The following is a 21,500-nucleotide window of genomic DNA, read 5'->3' on the forward strand; positions in this document are numbered from 1 at the left end:
TTGTGTATTGTTCGCAGTAGACAACATGGCAAGTTCATGAGTATTGGTAATGCGTAAAAGCCCAGTCTAATAGGGCAACAATCACTCATAATACTAGGATGTGAATGTGACAGATAAATCACTCGCAGAAGCAGAATATAATCAATTTAGGTTGTTTTTAGAACAACATAGCGGCATCGTGTTAGGTGAAAATAAACAATACCTTGTACGTAGTCGTCTTGCGCCACTAATGGGTAAACACAATTTACCTTCACTTTCTGAAGTGGTTAAACATTCGATGAAACCGACAGAGCGCCAGTTGCGAGCTGAGGTTATTGATGCCATGACCACAAATGAAACCCTATGGTTTCGTGACCGTTACCCTTTTGATTTACTTCATAACACGTTATTACCTGAATATTCTAAATTAGGTCGTTCATTGCGTATATGGTCTGCAGCTTGCTCTTCTGGTCAAGAGCCTTATTCATTAGCTATGACAGCCTTAGAATACCAGCAACGTAAGCCGGGAACACTTCCAGGTGGGGTCACTATTCAAGCGACGGATTTATCTCCATCTATGTTAGAACGCTGTAAAAATGCAGAATATGATGGATTAGCCTTAGCTAGGGGACTATCTGAGGAGCGTAAACGTCAGTTTTTTGATGCTTTGCCAAATGGCAACATGAAAATCAAAGATAATGTGAAGCGTTTGGTTAACTTCAGAGCACATAACTTACTTGAAAGTTATACCCTTCTTGGTAAGTACGACATTATATTTTGCCGTAATGTACTGATCTATTTTGCTCCAGAGGCAAAGGCGAAAATATTGCGGCAATTTGCTGCCGCATTAAATCCCAAAGGGATTCTTTTCCTTGGTGCGTCAGAATCTATTGCCGGATTAACAGATGAATTTGACATGGTTCGTTGTAATCCTGGTATTTATTATCAAAAGAAAACTTAGTTAATTTGTTGAAAAGCATGCGTTATTGTTAGCGCATGCTTTCCTCTCTACATTTCCCCTCTATTAGCAAATAATTGGCATAACCTTTGCTTCATATCTATCAGTTAGCTGATGGAGGCAATTTTATGGCGATTAATTTTGATAATGCACTTGGGGTACATCAATACTCTCTGGGTGTTAGGGCGCAACGCGCTGAAGTATTATCAAGCAACATAGCAAATGCGAATACCCCTGGGTATAAAGCTCGCGATGTCGATTTTGCCTCTGCGATGCAAGCAGCAAGTTCTCGTCAAAAAGGTTTGACGATGAGTACATCCAACGAAAAACATTTCGATTTAACAGCACTCAGCCAACAGCATGTAAAGTTTCGTGTTCCAAATCAGCCTGATACTGGCGATGGTAATACTGTAGATATGCAGCAAGAACAATCAGCCTTTATGCAAAACTCTCTTGAATACCAAATGTCATTGGGGTTTTTAGAAAGTAAGTTTTCTGGAATGCGTAAAGCATTGCGAGGTGATTAACTATGAGCTTATTTAATATTTTTGATGTAGCGGGTTCCGGTATGACGGCTCAGTCGGTGAGACTGAACACGACAGCAAGTAACATCGCCAACGCTGACTCTGTATCAAGTAGCATTGATAAAACATATCGAGCACGTCATCCCGTTTTTGAAGCTGAAATGGCAAAAGCGAATCACCAGCAATCTGGTGCCCACCGCGTTAATGTCAGTGGCATTGTTGAAAGTGATAAGCCTCTGATGAAAGAATTTGCGCCAGATCATCCTATGGCAGATGGTGATGGTTTTATTTATAAGCCAAACGTGAATGTCATGGAAGAGATGGCCGATATGATTTCAGCATCACGTTCGTATCAAATGAATGTTCAAGTGGCTGATGCAACTAAATCTATGTTGCAACAAACACTTAGAATGGGTAAGTAGCATGAATATTGTTGGAGGTAAGTTGTGAGCCTCGTTAATCCTTATAGCAGTCAGTCTTTGCCGCAACAGGCATCGACATCAACGAATACCGGTACGGTAAGCAAAAATACTGTGCAGTCGAATTCGACTACCACAAGTACAGGTAATCCTTTTTTAGACGGTATTCGCTTACCTGATGCGCCGGAAACGCCTGAAGCGAATGATCAAATGCTTAAGCAGGAAGATTTTTTTGCTTTGCTCAGTCAACAGCTTTCGATGCAAGATCCATTTAAGCCCGTTGATAATGATCAGATGATTGCACAAATGGCATCGTTTTCAACGGTTGATGGTATTGCCAATTTAAATAAAGAAATTCTGAATTTAAATGGGGTAATGAGTTCAAGCCAAGCACTGCAGGCATCTAGTTTAGTGGGACGTAAAGTATTAATCCCATCAGACACAGGAGCCATTAGTGCAGGTAATACTGAAATTAAAGGTGTGGTAAGTACACCTGCAGCGATTGATACCATAACAATCCGAATTGAAGATGAAGCTGGACAATTAATTAAAACCTATGAAATTGATGGCAGTGCTGGTGGCAATGTGGATGTTGCTTGGGATGGATTAGATAAAAATGGTCAACCTGTAGCTGAAGGCAGTTATGCCATAAAAGCGAGCGGTAAAGTTGATGGTCAATCACAAGATTTACCCGTATCAACTTATGCTCATGTGACGAGTGTTTCACTCGGTACCGCAGCAACAGGAGCCATTTTAAACTTACGTGGTATTGGCGGTATTAAGTTGACCGACGTACTCGCGGTATCTGAATCTTAATAAATTTAACTTGTGACAGAAATTTGTCATTAAAGAAAAGCTGATTATTCGAGGTGAAATATGTCTTTTAACATCGCATTAAGTGGTATCGCAGCCGCTCAAAAAGATTTGAATACCACGGCCAACAATATTGCCAACGTCAATACTATTGGTTTTAAAGAATCACGAGCTGAATTTGCGGATGTATACGCCAATTCAATTTTCTCAAACAGTAAAACGGCGGTGGGTGGTGGTACAACCACGACTCAAGTGGCGCAACAATTTCACCAAGGTAGCTTGCAATTCACGAGCAACTCACTGGATATGGCGATCAGTGGCGGCGGTTTTTTTGTTACTTCATCAGAAATCGGTACCCGTGATCAGTCTTTTTCTCGTGCTGGTGCATTTAAGGTTGATTCGGCAAATTATATGGTTGATTCGGCAGGTAATTTTTTACAAGGTTTCCCTGTTGATAAAGAGGGGAACTCAACCTCAGTTAGCTTAACGACCACTCAACCTATTAAAATCCCAGATACAGCTGGTAGCCCAGTAATGTCAGGTAAAGTTGGTTTACAAATGAACCTAAATGTAGGGGAGTCAGCCTTAGACCCTGCCGCTTTTGACCCGACAAATCCCGATACATTCAACAATTCAACCTCTGTGACAATCTATGACTCATTGGGTGAATCACATATTATGACGACTTACTTCATTAAACCTGAAGAAGGGTCATATACCGGAGAAAGCAACTGGGTTGCTTACTACGCTGTTGATGGTAAACCGGTAAATTTAGATGGCGCAGCTGGGCAATACAGTGTTGACACCACAGGTGATGGTATTATTGATGGTACACGAAACGCACAAACTGCTGGCGGATGGACTGGTGCAGTAATTAAATTCAATGATGCAGGTGCGTATACAGGTAGCTCACCTGCGGTAATCAACACTGAAGTCTTGGGGGTTGGTGGTGCTAACGTATTAGGTCCTGGTGCCGATGGTTCTCAAGCGGTTACCGTGAACTTTAATAATCCAACTCAATATGCATCACCTTTTGAAGTGACTGAGTTAACTCAAAATGGTACTACAGTCGGTCGTTTAACGAATGTGGGGATTGGCGCTGATGGTCTAGTAACCGCAAGTTACAGTAATGGCTCAACCGTGCCACTTTCAAGAGTTGCGCTAGTGCGATTTGCCAATGAACAAGGCTTAACTCAAGTGGGTAATACTTCTTGGAAAGCGAGCTTGGATTCTGGTCCAGCTTTAGCTGGTGAAGCTAATAGTGGTACTTTTGGTAGTATTCGTTCTTCAGCGCTTGAGCAGTCAAATGTTGATTTAACCACCGAGTTAGTGGATTTGATTTCTGCGCAACGTAACTTCCAGGCTAACTCTAGAACGCTTGAAGTGAACAACACCTTAAATCAAACCGTGTTACAGATTAGATAATTTAAGACTATTTAAACATCCAATATAGATAGAGGTGTTGCCATAAGCGGCAACACCTTGCCTATTTAAGTGGCCGAGGTTCAAAGATTAATCCGAAAGATGTTTTTTTGACACACTCAATTATCACTCCCGCAGTGCAACTCCTATCTTAAACATAAAATCAATACCTTACACATTATAAAATTGTTGGCATGTTGCTTGCTTTAACTAGTTAATATCTTTATTTGAAGCATTATTGACGGAGCGGCAGATGGACAAATTTTTGTATGTTGCAATGAGCGGCGCAAAACAAGGCATGAATGCTTTGGCTGTTCGTGCGAACAACCTAGCCAATGCCAACACTGATGGTTTTAAGTCAGACATGACGCAAGCTAGAGCAATGCAAGCGTTTGGTGAAGGCTTACCAACTCGAGTGTTTTCGATGATTGAAAGCCCCGGAACGAATTTTTCTTCAGGTCCAATTAAAAGTACCGGACGCGATTTAGACATTGCCATAAAAGGCGATGGTTGGATTGCGGTTCAGGCCGCCGATGGCTCAGAGGCTTATACCCGAGCTGGTGGTTTGAAATTTGATAATACGGGGCTGCTTATCAATAGCCGCAACACACCCATTATGGGTGATGCTGGGCCAATTGTGTTACCGCTGCCTATTGATAAAGTGCAAATTTCACCAGATGGGATTATTTCAGTAAGACCACAAGGTGCAACCGCGGAAGTGATTGAAGAAGTGGCTAGGATAAAGTTTGTTAATCCTGGTAATGATCAAATGATGCGCGGCGAAGATGGGCTATTCCGTTTGATGTCAGGCTTACCTGCCCCCAAAGATCCTATGGTTCAAGTAGAAAGCGGTGCCATCGAGGGCAGTAATGTTAATCCGGTGCATGAAATGGTGGCGATGATTGACATTCAACGCCAGTACGAAATGCAAGTCAAAATGATGAAAAATGCGGAAGAAGCCGATCGTTCTTCTTCGTCGTTATTAAGAATTGGTTAGGAGTCTTAATTATGCATCCAGCTCTGTGGATTAGTAAAACGGGTTTAGACGCCCAACAAACCGATATAGCGGTGATCTCTAATAACGTCGCCAATGCCAGCACTATCGGCTACAAAAAAAGCCGTGCGGTGTTTGAGGATTTGCTTTATCAAACTATCAACCAGGCAGGTGGGATCAGTGCCGACAATACTAAATTACCTAATGGCTTAAATTTAGGCGCGGGTACTAAAGTGGTTGCAACGCAAAAAATGTTTACCCAAGGCAACATGCTAACGACGGATAACTCGTTAGATTTAATGATTGAAGGCCCTGGATTTTTTGAAGTTCAAATGCCTGATGGCACAGCGGCTTATACTCGTAATGGCCAATTTAGCTTAGACGATACCGGACAGATTGTAACACCGGGCTCGGGTTATGTATTGCAGCCTCCCATCACTATTCCTGAAGACGCGATGAGCATTACCGTATCAGCAGAAGGTGAAGTGTCAGTTAAGTTAGCGGGGACGACTGAAAGTCAAACCATTGGCCAGCTCACGATGACAGATTTCATTAATCCATCAGGGCTAGACCCATTAGGTCAAAATCTTTATACCGAAACGGGTGCAAGTGGTACACCTATTCAAGGAACGGCATCGTTAGATGGTTTAGGGGCTATTCGTCAGGGAGCGTTAGAAACATCTAACGTGAATGTGACCGAAGAGTTGGTGAATTTAATTCAAAGTCAGCGGATTTACGAAATGAACTCAAAAGTGATTTCAGCGGTAGATCAAATGCTGTCCTATGTAAACCAAAACCTATAAGGGGGCGGTGATGAGTAAATACCTAGCGTTAGCAGCCATGTTGCTGTTGGTCGGTTGCAGTTCTACTCAAAAGAAGCCGATCCCTGATGATCCGTTTTATGCGCCAGTTTATCCAGAGGAACCACGGACTCAAACTGTAGCAACAGGTTCAATTTATATGGACTCGCAAGCGTCAAGTTTGTACTCAGATATCCGAGCTCATAAAGTTGGCGACATTATTACAGTGGTATTAAAGGAGTCTACTCAAGCCTCTAAAAGTGCGAATAATGAGCTTAAAAAAGGCAGTGATTTGAGTGTAGATCCACTTTATGCCGGAGGTGGCAATGTCACGATTAAAGGGGTGCCGTTAGATTTACGATACTCAGACAGTATGAACACCAAGCGTGAAGCGGATGCCGATCAATCTAACAGTTTAGATGGCAGTATTTCAGCAAACGTGATGCAAGTTTTAGGAAACGGCAATTTAGTTATTCGGGGCGAAAAATGGATATCGATTAACAATGGTGACGAATTTATTCGTGTTACTGGCATTGTACGTAGTCAAGATATCACCCCCGACAACACCATTGAGTCTACGCGCGTTGCAAATGCCCGAATTCAATATAGCGGTACAGGCACTTTTGCCGACACTCAAAAAGTGGGCTGGTTAAGCTCGTTCTTTATGGGTGAGTGGTGGCCTTTCTAAGGGGTATGACATGAACATTAAACCTATTTTAACCATGTTATTTACAGCATGTATGGTGATTGCTGCACCTGTTGATGCACAGCGAATCAAAGATATTGCCAATGTACAGGGTGTGCGTAATAACCAGTTAGTGGGTTACGGTATTGTCGTGGGTTTACCGGGTACCGGCGAAAAAACACGATACACAGAACAAACGTTTAAAACCATGCTGAAAAATTTCGGCATTAATCTACCAGATTCAGTCAGACCCAAAGTTAAAAACGTAGCTGTGGTTGCTGTGCATGCTGATATGCCTGCATTTATTAAACCGGGTCAAACACTTGACGTTACCGTATCGAGTATCGGTGAAGCTAAAAGTTTACGCGGGGGCACTTTACTGCAAACTTTTTTGAAAGGGGTTGATGGTAATGTTTATGCTATCGCTCAGGGTAGCTTGGTTGTCAGTGGTTTTAGTGCTGAAGGATTAGATGGCTCTCAGGTGATTCAAAATACCCCCACAGTGGGACGTATTCCCAGTGGTGCGATTGTCGAACGTAGTGTGTTGTCACCATTTGCCAGCGGTGATCACCTAACCTTTAACTTACGTCGTGCCGATTTTTCGACAGCCAAAAGAATGGCTGATGCCATTAATGATTTACTTGGTCCTGGTATGGCCCGTGCTTTAGATGCGAGTTCTATTCAGGTCAGTGCCCCAAGAGATGCTTCGCAGCGAGTGTCTTTTTTAGCGACCCTTGAAAATGTTGAAGTTGAGCCCGCTGATGAATCAGCTAAGGTCATCGTGAATTCTCGTACAGGTACGATTGTTGTCGGTAAAAATGTTCAATTATTACCAGCCGCGGTAACGCATGGTGGTTTGACCGTTACCATAGCCGAAGCCACTCAAGTCTCTCAGCCTAATGCATTAGCTGGGGGGCAAACCGTTGTGACTACTAATAGCACGATAGATGTAGAACAAAGCGATCGCCGCATGTTTATGTTTAATCCTGGTACCACCCTTGATGAGTTAGTGCGTGCGGTAAATCTAGTAGGCGCGGCCCCTTCAGACGTATTAGCCATTCTCGAAGCGTTAAAGATGGCAGGCGCTTTGCATGGTGAACTCATCATCATCTAAAAATTGTCACTTTTTATGCGGTAGACAATTTAATAAGCCGACATCTGTAACGGGATTACTATGGAAAAGCTGTCAAATTCTTCGCACTTTCTGGATCTAGGAGGACTGGATTCACTTCGTGTTCAGGCCCAGAAAGACGAGAAGGGCGCGCTTAAAGAAGTTGCCAAACAGTTTGAAGGTATCTTTATTCAAATGCTGATGAAAAGCATGCGCGATGCTAATGAAGCCTTTAAATCCGACAGTCCATTTAACAGCGACGCAACTGCGTTTTATGAGCAAATGCGTGATCAGCAAATGTCGATGGATTTATCTAACAAAGGCATGCTGGGCTTGGCTGAATTAATGGTGCATCAGCTATCGCCTAACGATAGCCCTATGACACCCGCTTCAGTATTGCGGGGTAACAGCGACAATCGCGTTAATCCATCGATGTTTGTCAATAACCCAAGTGGATCAGAAGCTGTACCAACATTGCTTGCAGCGAATTCAGATGTTAATCCATCAGCCATTCCAGTATCTGACCATGCGGCATTTTCAGTGACTTCGGCATCTTCTAAACAGATGATGGATTTAATCTTAGCTGGCAAAGCGCCAGCAAGTCAGATTGACAAGGTTAACGGCAAGGACTTGCCGACGGCAGTGGTTTCTCGCGATGTGGTAAAACCTACGCAGCGCAAAAGTGAGCCGTTCAGTCAATTTAATGACCCGCAGCATTTTATTTCAGTTCTTTATCCTCACGCAGAAAAAGCCGCGAAGCAACTGGGCACCACACCTGAAGTGTTAATTGCACAATCTGCACTAGAAACAGGCTGGGGACAAAAAGTGATCCGCAAGCAAGACGGCACTATGAGTAACAATTTATTCAATATTAAAGCGGATAAACGTTGGGATGGCGACAAAACCACAGTTAATACGCTTGAATTTGAAAAAGGAATCGCGGTTCAACAACGCGCCGATTTCAGAATGTATGAAAATTTAGAGCAAAGCTTTACTGATTTTGTGTCGTTTATTTCACAAAACGATCGGTATCAAGATGCGCGCAAAGTGGCTGCTGAACCACGTCAATTTATAAACGCGTTACAAAAAGCGGGTTACGCCACAGACCCTCAATATGCCAAGAAGGTGATCAGGGTTATGCAATCAGTTACTGAAGGACTTAAGTCAGTCATCCCTGGGGAGGCTAAATAATGGCTATTGATTTATTAAACATTGCTCGCCAAGGCGTACTTGCATCTCAGTCTCAACTTGGGGTCACCAGTAATAATATTGCCAACGCCAATACCTTAGGTTATCACCGTCAAGTGGCGACTCAAGCCACTACGGAATCACAAAGATTAGGCAATAGTTTCTACGGAACTGGCACTTATGTTTCAGACGTCAAAAGGGTGTACAACGAGTTTGCGGCACGTGAGTTACGTATCGGACAAACCAGCTTAAGTGCGGCTGAAACTTCATATACAAAAATGAGTGAGTTAGATCAACTTTATTCACAAATTGGTAAAATGGTACCTGCAGGTTTAAATGATTTTTTTGCGAGCATGAATAGCATCGCTGATTTACCTACCGACATGGCCATTAGAAGTAGCGCGCTCGGTTCGGCTCAAAACTTAGCAAAAACGCTAAATCAAATGCAGTCTCATTTAGATAATCAAACCAAACAGACCAATAGCCAAATTGAGTCAATGACTACCCGCATCAATGAAATTAGCAAAGAGCTGGGTAACATCAATTTAGAGCTAATGAAGACGAATGGTCAGGATAGTCAGTTACTCGATAAACAAGATGCGTTGATTCAAGAGCTCAGTCAATATTCACAAGTTAATGTTATTCCGTTAGATACCGGTGCTAAATCCATCATGTTAGGTGGATCGGTGATGTTGGTGTCGGGTGAAGTGTCGATGTCAGTCGGTGTTACCACTGGCGACCCATATCCAAATGAACCGCGCATTACGGCAACCACAGGTAATCAATCACTTGTTATTGACCCTTCTAAATTAGGCGGCCAATTAGGGGCATTATTTGATTTTCGCAGCGATACTTTGGTGCCTGCAAGCCAAGAGTTAGGTCAACTTGCACTGGGTATTGCCGATGCATTTAATGAAATGCAATCCAAAGGTTTTGATTTAAACGGCAACATTGGCCAAAACATCTTTCGCGATATTAATGACCCATTAATGTCATCCGGTCGAGTGGGTGAATATTCAACCAATACTGGCAATGCAAAGTTAAGTGTGAATATTGACGATGTGGGGGAGTTGAGCGGTGGTGGATATGAATTGTCATTCACAGCGCCTGGTACATATGAGTTGAAAGATACCCAAACGGGAAAAATCACTCCACTAACACTTAATCCACCAGGCGAGTTGGTTGGCGGCGATGGCTTTACGATCAACATAGGTAGTGGTGCTATGGCAGATGGAGATAAATTTGAAATCCGTCCCACCTCGGGAGCGGCATCAGGATTAACGACTGTGATGACCGACCCCAAAGGAATAGCGGCTGCGGCACCTAAAATTACCGCTGACTCAGCCAACTCTGGTGAGATGGATGTCAAAGTGAATAGTATTAATCGCAACGCGGCGGGATTTCCGACAACGGGCGGCGAGCTGACAGTAAGAATTGACAGTGCCACTAATACCTTTGAAGTTTTTGATGCTGCAGGCACCTCTGTCGCTGGACCAAGCGCATTTACGCCACCGCAAATAAATACAACCTTTGGATTCAGCTTTGAAATTGATGATACGTCAACCGCTGGGGTGACTGACAGCTTTACTTTTGACCTCTCTTTTGCCGAAGGGGACAACACCAATGCCGTTGCCATGGCAGAGCTTGCTGATACTAAATTAATGAACGGTGGCACAACCACATTAACGGGGGTATTTGAAAATACCAAACTGGATGTGGGTAATAAAACCAAAGCGGCAGAAGTACGTGTAGGTTCAGCCGATGCCATTTATCAACAAGCTTATAACCGAGTGCAAAGTGAATCTGGTGTAAACCTTGACGAAGAAGCGGCTAACTTAATGCGTTTTCAACAATCTTATCAAGCATCTGCGCGAATAATGACTACTGCGCAACAATTATTTGACACTTTAATTAGTTCTGTTCGATAGGAGAATTAAATTATGCGTATTTCTACCGGGCAAATGTTTCATCAAAATACGACCAGTATTTTACAAAAGCAAACATCAACCAATAAAATTTTGGAACAGTTATCTACGGGTAAAAAAATAAATACTGCAGGTGATGATCCTGTGGCTGCAATTGTTATTGATAATTTGAAGCAAAAAAATGCATTGGTTGGACAGTATGTTAAAAATATTGACTACGCCACTAATCATCTTTCTATGGCTGAAAGCAAACTTGGCAGCGCAGAAACACTGGTTACAACTATGCGTGAGCAGCTATTACGCGGCGCAAACGGCAGTTTGAGTTCGGTTGAGCGGCAAATGGTTGCCGATGAAATGAAGGCCAGCTTAGAAGAGTTAATGTCGATTGCTAATACCAAAGATGAATCTGGTAATTACCTATTTGCAGGATTTAAAACGAATGAACGCCCTTTTGCTTTTGATAGTGCAGGAGAAGTGGTTTACAGCGGTGATTCAGGTGTAAGGCACAGTATTGTATCGCAAAACATTAATGTTGCTACTAATGTTGCTGGCGACACTGCTTTCATGTCTGCACCAAATCCACTGGGCGACTACGGTGTCAACTATTTGTCATCACAGCAAGGCGACTTCAAGCTTACTGGCGCAAACATTGTAAACCCAGGTACCCATGTGGAAGATACATACACTTTCAACTTTGTTGCCAATGGTACGGGTGTCGATTTGCAAGTGATTGATTCATTTGGCGCAAATGTAACAACTGTGCCCAATTTTGACTCCAATAATCCAGTTACTTTCAATGGTATAGAAGTGACTTTATCTGGTGCTCCTATGGCGGGAGATAGTTTTACCCTTGAGCCACAATCCGAAGTCAGCATTTTAGATACGCTACAGCAAGCTATATCGCTGCTTGAAACACCTGATGCGACAAATACCCCTCAAGGAAAGTCAAAGTTGGCACAGCTCTTGAATGATATTGATAGTGGTCAAAATCAAGTCAGTTCTGCGAGAGGGATTGCAGGAAACAACTTAAAGGCGCTTGAGAATATCACCAGCAATCATGACGAAGAGCTCATTATTAATAATAGTGCGTTAGCTAAGTTAGAAGATTTAGACATGGCAGCTGCGATCACTGAATTTGAAAAGCAACAATTAGCACTTAATGCAGTATCGAGTGTTTTTGGAAGAGTAGGTACGCTTTCATTGTTTGATTACTTATAAGTAGTTGTCATTAAGAAAGCTCCATTAAAGAAATCGTTAAATTGTAAAATTTAGCCAAGCTCCACAGTCTTGGCAGCACAACTAGGAATGAGGAAATATTTATGGCTATTACAGTAAATACAAACGTAACTTCGATGAAGGCGCAAAAAAACCTAAACATGTCAACCGGCGCGTTAAATACCTCCATGGAACGTTTATCCAGTGGTTTACGTATTAACAGTGCTAAAGATGACGCTGCTGGTTTAGCTATTTCTAACCGCTTGAACTCTCAAGTTCGTGGTTTAGAAGTAGGTATGCGTAATGCGAACGATGCAATTTCAATCGCTCAGATCGCTGAAGGTGCAATGCAAGAACAAACCAACATGTTGCAACGTATGCGCGACTTGACCATCCAATCTGAAAATGGTGCAAACAGCGCTGACGATTTAATTGCGTTAAAAGCTGAGATGGATCAGCTAGCAACAGAGATCACTGCGATTGGTAACAGTACGGCTTTTGGTAACACCAAATTAATGACAGGTGGCTTCTCTGGCGGCAAATTATTCCAAGTTGGCCATCAAGAGGGCGAGGATGTCACAGTTAAAGTGAACACCAACAATGCAAGTTCACTTTCAGTTGGGGCGTTAACTGTATTGACATCAGCGGGTCGTAATTCTGCTTTAGGTAAAATTGACAGTGCAATTAATAAAATTGACACCCAACGCGCAGCATTAGGTGCGGTGCAAAACCGTTTAGCACATAACATTGCTAACAGTGCTAATACCCAAGCTAACGTTGCAGATGCAAAAAGCCGTATCGTAGATGTGGATTTTGCAAAAGAAACCTCAACCATGACTAAGAACCAGGTTCTGCAGCAAACAGGTTCTGCAATGCTTGCTCAAGCGAACCAATTACCTCAAGTTGCATTATCTCTATTAGGATAATTTGATAAAGAGATATTAATCAGCCTCAACATAGAGGCTGATTTTGTTTCTGAAAGTCTCTAAATAGCTTCTGTACAGCTGATTCTTTAAAAATTTATTATTCTGTTAAATATTGTTTTCCCAGAAATTTTTTTATTCAATCGACTTTGAACAAAAAAAAGTCAAAAAAAGACTAAAGAATAAAACTGACTTGCCGTTACATATATTGTAACGAGCAAGACCTGTCTGACTTGAGCAAAGCAAACAGGCATATCTCAAGTCAGAATAAATATGAGGAAGCAATCATGGCTATCACAGTAAACACTAATGTTACATCATTAAAAGCACAGAAAAATTTGAATTCATCTTCTGGTGCACTTGCGACTTCTATGGAACGTTTGTCAAGTGGTTTGCGTATTAACAGCGCAAAAGACGATGCGGCAGGTCTGGCTATTTCTAACCGATTAAACTCTCAGGTTCGTGGTTTAGAGGTTGGTATGCGAAATGCGAACGATGCAATCTCTATTGCACAGATTGCTGAAGGCGCAATGCAAGAACAAACTAACATGTTGCAACGTATGCGTGACTTAGCAATTCAAGCTGAAAACGGTGCAAACAGTGCAGACGATTTAGGTGCATTAGAAGCAGAGATGGATCAGTTAGCATTAGAAATAACTGCGATTGGTACAACTACAGCATTTGGTAACACCAAGTTGATGACTGGTACTTTCTCTGCAGGTTCTAAATTCCAAGTAGGCCATCAAGAAGGTGAAGATGTCACCATTAAAGTGAAGAAAACTGATGCTGGTACGCTATCTGTTGGCTCACTTTCAGTCGCGACATCTACTGGTCGTAACGCTGCTCTTGGTAAAATTGACGCTGCGATTAAGAATATCGATACTCAACGTGCTGACTTAGGTGCGATACAAAACCGTTTAGCACACAACATCAGCAACAGTGCGAATACTCAAGCAAACGTTGCCGATGCTAAATCTCGTATTGTAGATGTCGATTTCGCCAAAGAAACGTCAGCTATGACGAAGAACCAAGTACTTCAACAAACGGGTTCTGCGATGTTGGCTCAGGCTAACCAGTTACCACAAGTCGCGTTATCTTTACTATAATATAAGATAAGTCTGTAAGTATTAATAGGGAGATTCGCTGGCGGATCTCCCTTTGTTGTCTCATAGATATATCTGTTTTAACAATGGACTGTGCTGCAAGAACAGTATGAGTTGAGGTGAAACATGGAGATTCAAACAAATAATAGTGCAAGTTTTATTGCCAGAGCCGAAACAACAAAATCTAATTTAAACAGTGTTCCTTTAAATACTAAGAACTCTGAGACTAAGCAAGTTGAATTAGATAGAGTTTCAACAGTTCAAGCTGTAAAACAGCAAGAAGAGACGGCGACAGATAATCGAAAATCAAACGAGTCTTTAGACGTTGTTGCGAAAGAATTGACCGATATGGTAGCAATGATGCAAAAAGGGCTAAAATTCTCTGTTGATGAAGAATCCGGAAAACAAGTTATCAAGGTGCAGGATATTGACTCTGGTGATATTATTCGTCAGATACCCAGTGAAGAAGCGCTGCAACTTGCCGAGAAGTTAAGCGAAGTGTCTGGGATTTTAATGAAAATAGAAGTGTAACTTTTTACGCTTATTAACTATGTTAACTTGTTGAATCGAGTTTTGGAGGTTGTATGGCATTAACAGCGACAGGAATAGGCTCAGGCTTAGATATTTCTACTATTGTTAAGGTACTTGTTGATGCTGAAAAACTCCCCAAAGAAGCAATATTCAACAGAACCGAAGATAAAATTAACGCGAAACTTTCCGCCATCGGAACATTAAAAAGTGCGTTATCCAACTTCCAAGATGCTGCAAAAAAGTTGCAGTCAGGCGAGTTACTTAGCCAGCGGAAAGTGTCAACGGGTGATAGCCCATTTTTTACCGCAAAAGCATCAAGTATTGCTCAGTCAGGCTCATACTCTATTATGGTTGAACAACTTGCTCAAGCGCATAAAGTGGGAGGGGCTCGTGTTGTTGATCCTAAAGCGGCTGTCGGAGAGGGAAGTTTAGATTTTTCGATAAATGGTGAAAGCTTTTCTGTCGCAGTAGATCCTGCTGATGATTTGTATGCTATAGCGTCAAAAGTAAACAGTGCATCAGATAACTCTGGTGTTGTTGCTACTGTGGTAAAAAGCGATGCAGGTAGTCAAATTGTATTTAGCTCTGCAAAAACAGGATTAGATAATCAAATATCTGTTGTCGCAACAGACACCAGTGGTACTGGTTTGAATGATATGTTCAATGGTACCAATTTGAATACCTTAGTCGATGCTAAAAACTCAATCATTCACGTCGATGGCCAAAAACTGACCTCTCAAAGTAATTCTGTTAGCGATGCAATTGCCGGCATAACGTTAGACCTTACCAAAGCAGATTTAAACTCAACTTCTACTCTTACTGTCGAACAAGACAATGAAGCTGTAAAGGAAAACCTAAAAAGCTTCGTTGAAACCTATAATTCATTACTGACATCTATAGAAAAATTATCTTCGTATGATGCAGATAAGAAAACTGCTGCAGCGTTACAAGGAGACTCAATGATACGTTCCCTTGAGTCGCAGTTAAGAAATATGGTCAGTGAAAGGGTCTCTGTTGATGGCAGTGACGTCGCGCTTTACGATATCGGTTTATCGACGGACCGCTATGGTAAACTGAATATAGATGAAGCTAAACTTGATGACAGTATTGCCAATAATATGTCGTCTATTGAAGGTTTGTTTTCAACACCCAGTACAGGGTTAGCGAATAGGTTTGATCAACTGGCCAATAACTATGTGAAAACTGGCGGCGTTATTGATAACCGAAAAAACTCGTACACTGAAGAGACCAAAAGGCTGACACTACAGCGTGAATCATTTAGCCTTAAAATGGCGCAATTAGAATCAAGGTTACTAAAACAGTTTAATGCCATGGATCTTGTCGTCGCTCAATTAAATCAACAAAGTGCCGGTCTCGTTGACCGCCTTAACTCCTTACCTGGGGCTGTTGCTAAAAACTAATCGTTAGATTAGTTCTTGAAGATTATTGAGTTTAGAATTCATTTTTACGCTGAATAGAGGATGTTATTTTGTTCGATGAACTGAAGTTGATTAACGATAGAATAACTGAGTTATTGTCAAATTTAGAGCAATTACCAGCTGAAAATGAGAAAACGGATGAGTTGGTTCATTTATTGCAGGTAGCTGTTAGAGAGCGTCAAGTTTACGTTGAACGTTTGACTAACTTGCCATTTGATATCAATTTACGGGATAAACTTAGTGAACAAGTTGAATTATCTAATCGATTTAGTTTGGTCTCAGCTAAAGTTATGAATAATCGTAAAGAGTTGTTAAGTCTTAGACGCTCAACGAAGAAAAAAATTAATATGTATGAGTATGTAGATTCAAACAGGTAGGTAATTATGAGAGGATCTTTAAAGTCTTACAGAAAAGTTTCACTTGAGAGTGAAATTGCAGTGGCTTCTCCGCATAAAATTATTCAAATGATGTTTGCTGGCACGCTTGAGCGCTTGGCCCAATGTCGTTATGCCATCGAGCATAGTGATCTTGAGAAAAAAGGCATTCTAATTGGAAAGTCGATTGGTTTAATTAATGGTTTAAATAACAGCTTAAATATGGATGAGGGTGGAGAGATTTCCGTCAATTTAAGTCGCTTATATGATTTTATGTTAGTAAGGCTATCCGAAGCTAATATAAATAATGATGTTCAAGCGGTTGATGATGTAACCGCTATTTTGAAAACAATTAAAGAGGGCTGGGATGCCATTCCGCAAGACAAGCATCATATAACTTCTGAAGCAAGCTAGTTGCTTTAGATTTTTCGATGTTAAAGCGCTAATTAGTCAACACTAATTAGCGCTTTTTCTTTTATACAGATGGCTAATTTCAAAATACTGTTTGTATCTCAATTGTGTTTACTAGCAAAACGGACATACTGAATCATGAACGTAGCGAACATTAGAAAAATCTGAGATTATGTTGTTGGTGAGAAATTTTAGATAAAAATGTGATAGTTGCATGCAATAGAAGCGATTATACACTAAAATTAGCGCGAGTATTAATTTGGCTATTGTTCTACTTGCTTCTTGAAGTTGGTTAATACAATATTACTCTTTGCAAATATCTTTATACTGATAAGTTGTAATCGTAAAAATTGATAAGTGATTTATTTTGCTAGTTATATAACGAGTTATCACAAATGTGATGATCGATTTCTTAGGCTTTTCCTGAGAAAATGAATAATTGCAGCGGAATATGTACCTATAAACAAGCTTTTGGCCCCTAAATGATGCAAATTGAACAACGAATTTTAATTGTCGGTACCGTTTCTGAGCGTGTAACACGCCTGTGCTGCATTTTTGAATTCTTAGGTGAGCAATGCGACATTGTTTCGGTTGACGCCTTAATACCATTAATTGAAGAGTCTAGATACCGTGCAATTGTGCTTGTATCTGATGGTATAACGACAGAAAGCATAAAAAACATTTCAACAATCGCGCCATGGCAACCTTTGTTGTTGTTAGGCACTGCGCAAGTCGATACATCTAATATTTTGGGTGTTATTGAAGAGCCTCTCAACTATCCCCAACTGACTGAGCTATTACATTTTTGTCAGGTATTTGGGCAAGCTAAAAAAGAGCAAGTTCCTACCAGCGGCAATCAAACTAAGCTGTTTAGAAGTCTTGTAGGTCGAAGCCAAGGGATTGCTAATGTTCGCCATTTAATAAGCCAAGTGGCGAGTTCTGATGCCACTGTGTTGGTATTAGGACAATCTGGAACAGGTAAAGAGGTGGTTGCGCGCAATATTCATTATATTTCTGAGCGCAGAGATGGCCCATTTATCCCCGTTAACTGTGGAGCTATCCCGCCAGAATTACTTGAAAGTGAATTGTTTGGTCACGAGAAAGGATCTTTTACCGGTGCGATATCTTCCCGTAAAGGTCGGTTTGAACTTGCGGAAGGTGGTACGTTATTTCTTGATGAAATCGGTGATATGCCTTTGCAAATGCAAGTTAAATTACTCCGAGTCTTGCAAGAGCGAGTTTTCGAGCGAGTAGGTGGCAGTAAAACAATTCAAACTGATGTGCGTGTTGTTGCCGCAACCCACCGTGATTTAGAAACCATGATCGCTGAAAATGAGTTTCGTGAGGACTTGTACTATCGTTTGAATGTTTTTCCTATCGAAATGCCTGCATTATGTGAGCGACGTGATGATGTACCATTACTGCTGCAAGAGTTAGTCAGCCGTGTTTTTAACGAAGGACGAGGTAAGGTTAGATTCACGCAGCGTGCAATAGAGTCGCTTAAAGAACATGCGTGGTCTGGTAATGTGCGTGAATTATCTAATTTAGTTGAGCGTCTTACTATTTTGTATCCGGGCGGTTTAGTTGATGTTAATGATTTACCGCAAAAATATCGTCATATTGATGTCCCTGAATATTGTGTAGAAATTAGTGAAGAACAGTTAGAAAGGGATGCTCTCGCTTCAATTTTTAATGATGATGAACCTATTGATATTCCAGAAAGCCGTTTTCCATCAGAGCTTCCGCCAGAGGGAGTAAATCTTAAAGATTTATTGGCTGAGCTAGAAATTGATATGATTAGACAAGCCTTAGAACTGCAGGATAATGTCGTTGCCCGAGCAGCTGAAATGTTAGGCATTCGTCGAACTACCTTAGTTGAAAAAATGCGTAAATATGGCATGAGTAAAGAATAAACTTTTTAATACTGGCTATAATACTTTGAAAGCATACCGATTCGGTATGCTTTCTTTTTTTGGCACACTTAATGCAGTAACCCGTTAAATGTAATTCTTTTGACGGAGTCGTTATGCTAAGCGCACACGCTGTAACTCAGCATCAACAAACAGATTTTCAGCTAAATACCTTTTCGCTGGAATCTTCTGCTGTGTCTTCATTGCGAGTCAATAGCTCTCCTGAATTTCCACATGACAGTAAATTGACTTATCGTCAGTTTGCGAAAGTGCAAGAGGCCGCGAATATGTCAAATCAAATGGCGCATATTCTTCAAGCTCTCCCTTCTGGAGTCGTGATTATTAATGGCGATGGTGTCATCACGTTAGCTAATCCAATGGCTGCAGAACTGCTAGGCCGACCTTTACAAGGATTGCGTTGGTTTGAAATTATTAACCGAGCATTTTCTCCACAAGATGATGATGGACATGAAGTGTCATTAAAAAATGGCCGAAGAGTTAAGTTAGCCATTTCACCCTTAACGCCTGAACCTGGCCAGCTAATCGTGTTAACAGATTTAACCGAAACCCGCTTACTGCAGAAAAATTTATCCCATCTTCAGCGTTTGTCTGCATTGGGGAAAATGGTCGCAACTTTAGCACATCAAATTAGAACGCCATTATCGGCGGCACTACTTTATGCTTCTAATTTGGGTAACCCTAAACTGGCAGATACCTCAAAGACGCGCTTTCAAACGAAACTCGTTGACCGCCTTAATGAGCTTGAACGTCAAGTCAACGATATGCTGTTAATGGCCAAAGGACGTCAAGACGCGAAAGCGGATAACGTTGCTATAGCGCAAATCATTGACACTGTGATGGCAAACTGTGAGGTTATCGCCCAACGAAAATCCTGTGATATTTACCAAGAGTGCTTAACTGATGCACGTTTATTGGCTAATGGTGATGCGCTAAGTTCTGCGGTAAATAATTTAGTGATGAACAGCATTGAAGCTGGTGCGACAAAAATTAAAATTTGTGCATTTGAAGATAAAGAACATGTGATTTTAGATGTTATCGATAATGGCAAAGGCCTTGAACCACATATTCAACAACAGGTATTAGAGCCATTTTTTACCACAAAAGCTCAGGGTACAGGCTTAGGCTTAGCTGTTGTGCAGTCTGTTGTGCGAAATCATGGTGGAAAAATTCAATTATCCTGTAAACCACAAATGGGTTGCCAGGTGAGGTTAAGCTTTCCTATGTTGAAAGCGGCAGATATCCAGGGTAACACGCAGGAGGTTAATCATGTCTGAAGCAAAGTTACTGTTAGTTGAAGATGATGCAGATTTGCGTGAAGCATTACTCGATACCTTATTGTTAGCCCATTATGAGTGTGTTGATGTAGGCAGCGCTGAAGAAGCGATAGTGGCGTTAAAAAAGCATGATTTTGATTTGGTGATCAGCGATGTTCAAATGGACGGGATCGGTGGCATTGGATTATTAAATTACTTACAACAGGCTCAGCCTAAATTACCGTTATTGTTAATGACCGCTTATGCCACCATCGACAGTGCTGTCAGCGCAATAAAGCTAGGCGCGGTTGATTATTTAGCGAAACCTTTTGCGCCTGAAGTATTGTTAAATCAAGTTTCGCGATATTTACCTCAAAAGCACAATACCGATCAACCTGTTGTTGCTGATGAGAAAAGTTTAGCTTTATTAGCATTGGCTCAACGAGTGGCTAACTCTGATGCTTCAGTCATGATCATGGGGCCAAGTGGTTCAGGAAAAGAAGTATTAGCGCGTTATATTCATCAACACAGTAGTCGTAAAGATGAACCCTTTATTGCGATTAATTGTGCGGCAATTCCTGAAAACATGTTGGAAGCTACCTTATTTGGTTATGAAAAAGGTGCCTTTACCGGGGCCTATCAAGCATGTCCTGGCAAATTTGAACAAGCCCAAGGTGGTACGTTATTACTTGATGAAATTTCAGAAATGGAATTAGGCTTGCAGGCTAAATTACTACGAGTGCTGCAAGAGCGAGAGGTTGAGCGATTAGGTGGCCGTAAAACGATTAAGCTTGATGTGAGAGTGTTAGCGACGTCAAACAGAGACTTAAAAGCCATTGCTAGCGCGGGTGAGTTTAGAGAAGATTTATATTATCGCATTAATGTGTTCCCACTTACCTGGCCTGCACTTAATCAACGTCCTGCTGATATTTTACCCTTAGCAAGACACTTATTAGTGAAACATGCCAAAGCATTTAATATCAAACCTGTGCCTGCGTTAGGTGAGGTGGCCACACGAAGATTACTGGCGCATCGCTGGCCAGGCAATGTGCGTGAACTTGATAATGTCATTCAACGAGCACTCATTTTAAATGCTGGTGGAGATATCAGTGAACAAGATATTATTATTGATTCCGCCGATGTTGGTATGCATTTAGATGTTCAACATCAAGATAAGCCAATAGAAGCTGAAGGTTTGGGTGGTGAATTACAAGCACAAGAGCATGTGATTATTCTTGAAACGCTTAATCAATGTAATGGTAGTCGGAAACTTGTCGCAGAAAAACTTGGGATCAGTGCCAGAACCCTTCGATATAAAATGGCTAAAATGCGTGATGCGGGGATCCAATTACCAGCATAAGCCTCAAACTGCTTAATTAATCCGCTTTTTTATTGTTTTATCAATAAAGCTACGCGTAAAACGTAGCTTTTTTGCTTTCATCTCCATATTGGCACTCAACTTGCTTTATCCCTGTTAAGAGATCTAGTTATCGTCAAATAAT

General features: G+C 41.4%; 21 protein-coding genes. All 21 read left to right on the plus strand.

All coding sequences use genetic code 11. From position 1 onward, the window contains the following. Positions 1-100: 100 nt before the first annotated feature. The 21 genes from IEY03_RS09305 (at position 101) to IEY03_RS09405 (ending at position 21,358) form a co-directional block, all read left to right on the plus strand. Entirely contained in the window at positions 101-940 is an 840-nt protein-coding gene (locus IEY03_RS09305; protein ID WP_188841094.1) for a CheR family methyltransferase, read from the plus strand. 125 nt (positions 941-1,065) lie between these two features. Further along, on the plus strand, positions 1,066-1,464 hold the full coding sequence (gene flgB / locus IEY03_RS09310) for a flagellar basal body rod protein FlgB (RefSeq protein WP_188841095.1): 399 nt from the start codon (positions 1,066-1,068) through the stop codon (positions 1,462-1,464). A gap of 2 nt (positions 1,465-1,466) precedes the next feature. Next, positions 1,467-1,883, plus strand: coding sequence for a flagellar basal body rod protein FlgC (gene flgC, locus IEY03_RS09315; RefSeq protein WP_188841096.1), 417 nt, complete (start codon positions 1,467-1,469; stop codon positions 1,881-1,883). A gap of 24 nt (positions 1,884-1,907) precedes the next feature. Continuing rightward, positions 1,908-2,696 (plus strand): flagellar hook assembly protein FlgD, encoded by a 789-nt coding sequence (gene flgD / locus IEY03_RS09320; RefSeq protein WP_188841097.1) that lies wholly within the window; start codon positions 1,908-1,910, stop codon positions 2,694-2,696. A 60-nt stretch (positions 2,697-2,756) separates the two neighbouring features. Continuing rightward, the gene (flgE, locus tag IEY03_RS09325) at positions 2,757-4,118 is read left to right on the plus strand and encodes a flagellar hook protein FlgE (RefSeq protein ID WP_188841098.1); all 1,362 of its coding nucleotides are present in this window, start codon (positions 2,757-2,759) and stop codon (positions 4,116-4,118) included. 250 nt (positions 4,119-4,368) lie between these two features. Further along, positions 4,369-5,112 (plus strand): flagellar basal-body rod protein FlgF, encoded by a 744-nt coding sequence (flgF, locus tag IEY03_RS09330; protein WP_188841099.1) that lies wholly within the window; start codon positions 4,369-4,371, stop codon positions 5,110-5,112. An 11-nt stretch (positions 5,113-5,123) separates the two neighbouring features. Beyond that, the gene (flgG, locus tag IEY03_RS09335; protein WP_188841100.1) at positions 5,124-5,912 is read left to right on the plus strand and encodes a flagellar basal-body rod protein FlgG; all 789 of its coding nucleotides are present in this window, start codon (positions 5,124-5,126) and stop codon (positions 5,910-5,912) included. A gap of 10 nt (positions 5,913-5,922) precedes the next feature. Next, entirely contained in the window at positions 5,923-6,597 is a 675-nt protein-coding gene (flgH, locus tag IEY03_RS09340; protein ID WP_188841101.1) for a flagellar basal body L-ring protein FlgH, read from the plus strand. A gap of 10 nt (positions 6,598-6,607) precedes the next feature. Continuing rightward, positions 6,608-7,708, plus strand: a complete 1,101-nt coding sequence (locus tag IEY03_RS09345) for a flagellar basal body P-ring protein FlgI (RefSeq protein ID WP_188841102.1) — start codon at positions 6,608-6,610, stop codon at positions 7,706-7,708. Between the two features lie 60 nt (positions 7,709-7,768). Next, positions 7,769-8,896 (plus strand): flagellar assembly peptidoglycan hydrolase FlgJ, encoded by a 1,128-nt coding sequence (gene flgJ / locus IEY03_RS09350; protein ID WP_188841103.1) that lies wholly within the window; start codon positions 7,769-7,771, stop codon positions 8,894-8,896. Then, positions 8,896-10,821, plus strand: coding sequence for a flagellar hook-associated protein FlgK (gene flgK / locus IEY03_RS09355; RefSeq protein ID WP_188841104.1), 1,926 nt, complete (start codon positions 8,896-8,898; stop codon positions 10,819-10,821). The genes flgJ and flgK overlap by 1 nt, the downstream gene beginning before the upstream one ends. A gap of 12 nt (positions 10,822-10,833) precedes the next feature. Next, positions 10,834-12,036: a flagellar hook-associated protein FlgL gene (gene flgL / locus IEY03_RS09360; protein ID WP_188841105.1), complete on the plus strand. Its 1,203-nt coding sequence runs from the start codon at positions 10,834-10,836 to the stop codon at positions 12,034-12,036. 101 nt (positions 12,037-12,137) lie between these two features. Then, the gene (locus IEY03_RS09365) at positions 12,138-12,959 is read left to right on the plus strand and encodes a flagellin N-terminal helical domain-containing protein (RefSeq protein ID WP_188841106.1); all 822 of its coding nucleotides are present in this window, start codon (positions 12,138-12,140) and stop codon (positions 12,957-12,959) included. 284 nt (positions 12,960-13,243) lie between these two features. Next, positions 13,244-14,062 (plus strand): flagellin N-terminal helical domain-containing protein, encoded by an 819-nt coding sequence (locus IEY03_RS09370; protein ID WP_188841107.1) that lies wholly within the window; start codon positions 13,244-13,246, stop codon positions 14,060-14,062. A 123-nt stretch (positions 14,063-14,185) separates the two neighbouring features. Next, complete coding sequence (locus IEY03_RS09375) at positions 14,186-14,590, plus strand: flagellar protein FlaG (RefSeq protein ID WP_188841108.1); 405 nt, start codon at positions 14,186-14,188, stop codon at positions 14,588-14,590. 53 nt (positions 14,591-14,643) lie between these two features. After that, positions 14,644-16,011: a flagellar filament capping protein FliD gene (gene fliD / locus IEY03_RS09380; RefSeq protein ID WP_188841109.1), complete on the plus strand. Its 1,368-nt coding sequence runs from the start codon at positions 14,644-14,646 to the stop codon at positions 16,009-16,011. Positions 16,012-16,079: 68 nt separating this feature from the next. Beyond that, a complete protein-coding gene (locus tag IEY03_RS09385; RefSeq protein WP_188841110.1) occupies positions 16,080-16,406 on the plus strand; it encodes a hypothetical protein in 327 nt (108 codons plus the stop codon). Between the two features lie 6 nt (positions 16,407-16,412). After that, the gene (gene fliS, locus IEY03_RS09390; protein ID WP_188841111.1) at positions 16,413-16,817 is read left to right on the plus strand and encodes a flagellar export chaperone FliS; all 405 of its coding nucleotides are present in this window, start codon (positions 16,413-16,415) and stop codon (positions 16,815-16,817) included. A gap of 479 nt (positions 16,818-17,296) precedes the next feature. Then, positions 17,297-18,727 (plus strand): sigma-54 dependent transcriptional regulator, encoded by a 1,431-nt coding sequence (locus IEY03_RS09395; protein WP_188841112.1) that lies wholly within the window; start codon positions 17,297-17,299, stop codon positions 18,725-18,727. A 113-nt stretch (positions 18,728-18,840) separates the two neighbouring features. Then, positions 18,841-20,019 carry a sensor histidine kinase gene (locus tag IEY03_RS09400; RefSeq protein ID WP_188841113.1) on the plus strand — a complete coding sequence of 393 codons (1,179 nt, stop codon included), beginning with the start codon at positions 18,841-18,843 and terminating at the stop codon, positions 20,017-20,019. Continuing rightward, a complete protein-coding gene (locus IEY03_RS09405; RefSeq protein WP_188841114.1) occupies positions 20,012-21,358 on the plus strand; it encodes a sigma-54-dependent transcriptional regulator in 1,347 nt (448 codons plus the stop codon). The genes IEY03_RS09400 and IEY03_RS09405 overlap by 8 nt, the downstream gene beginning before the upstream one ends. The last annotated feature ends 142 nt before the right edge of the window (positions 21,359-21,500 follow it).

The sequence above is a fragment of the Shewanella aestuarii genome (genome assembly GCF_014647215.1).
Taxonomy (GTDB): Bacteria; Pseudomonadota; Gammaproteobacteria; order Enterobacterales; family Shewanellaceae; genus Shewanella; species Shewanella aestuarii.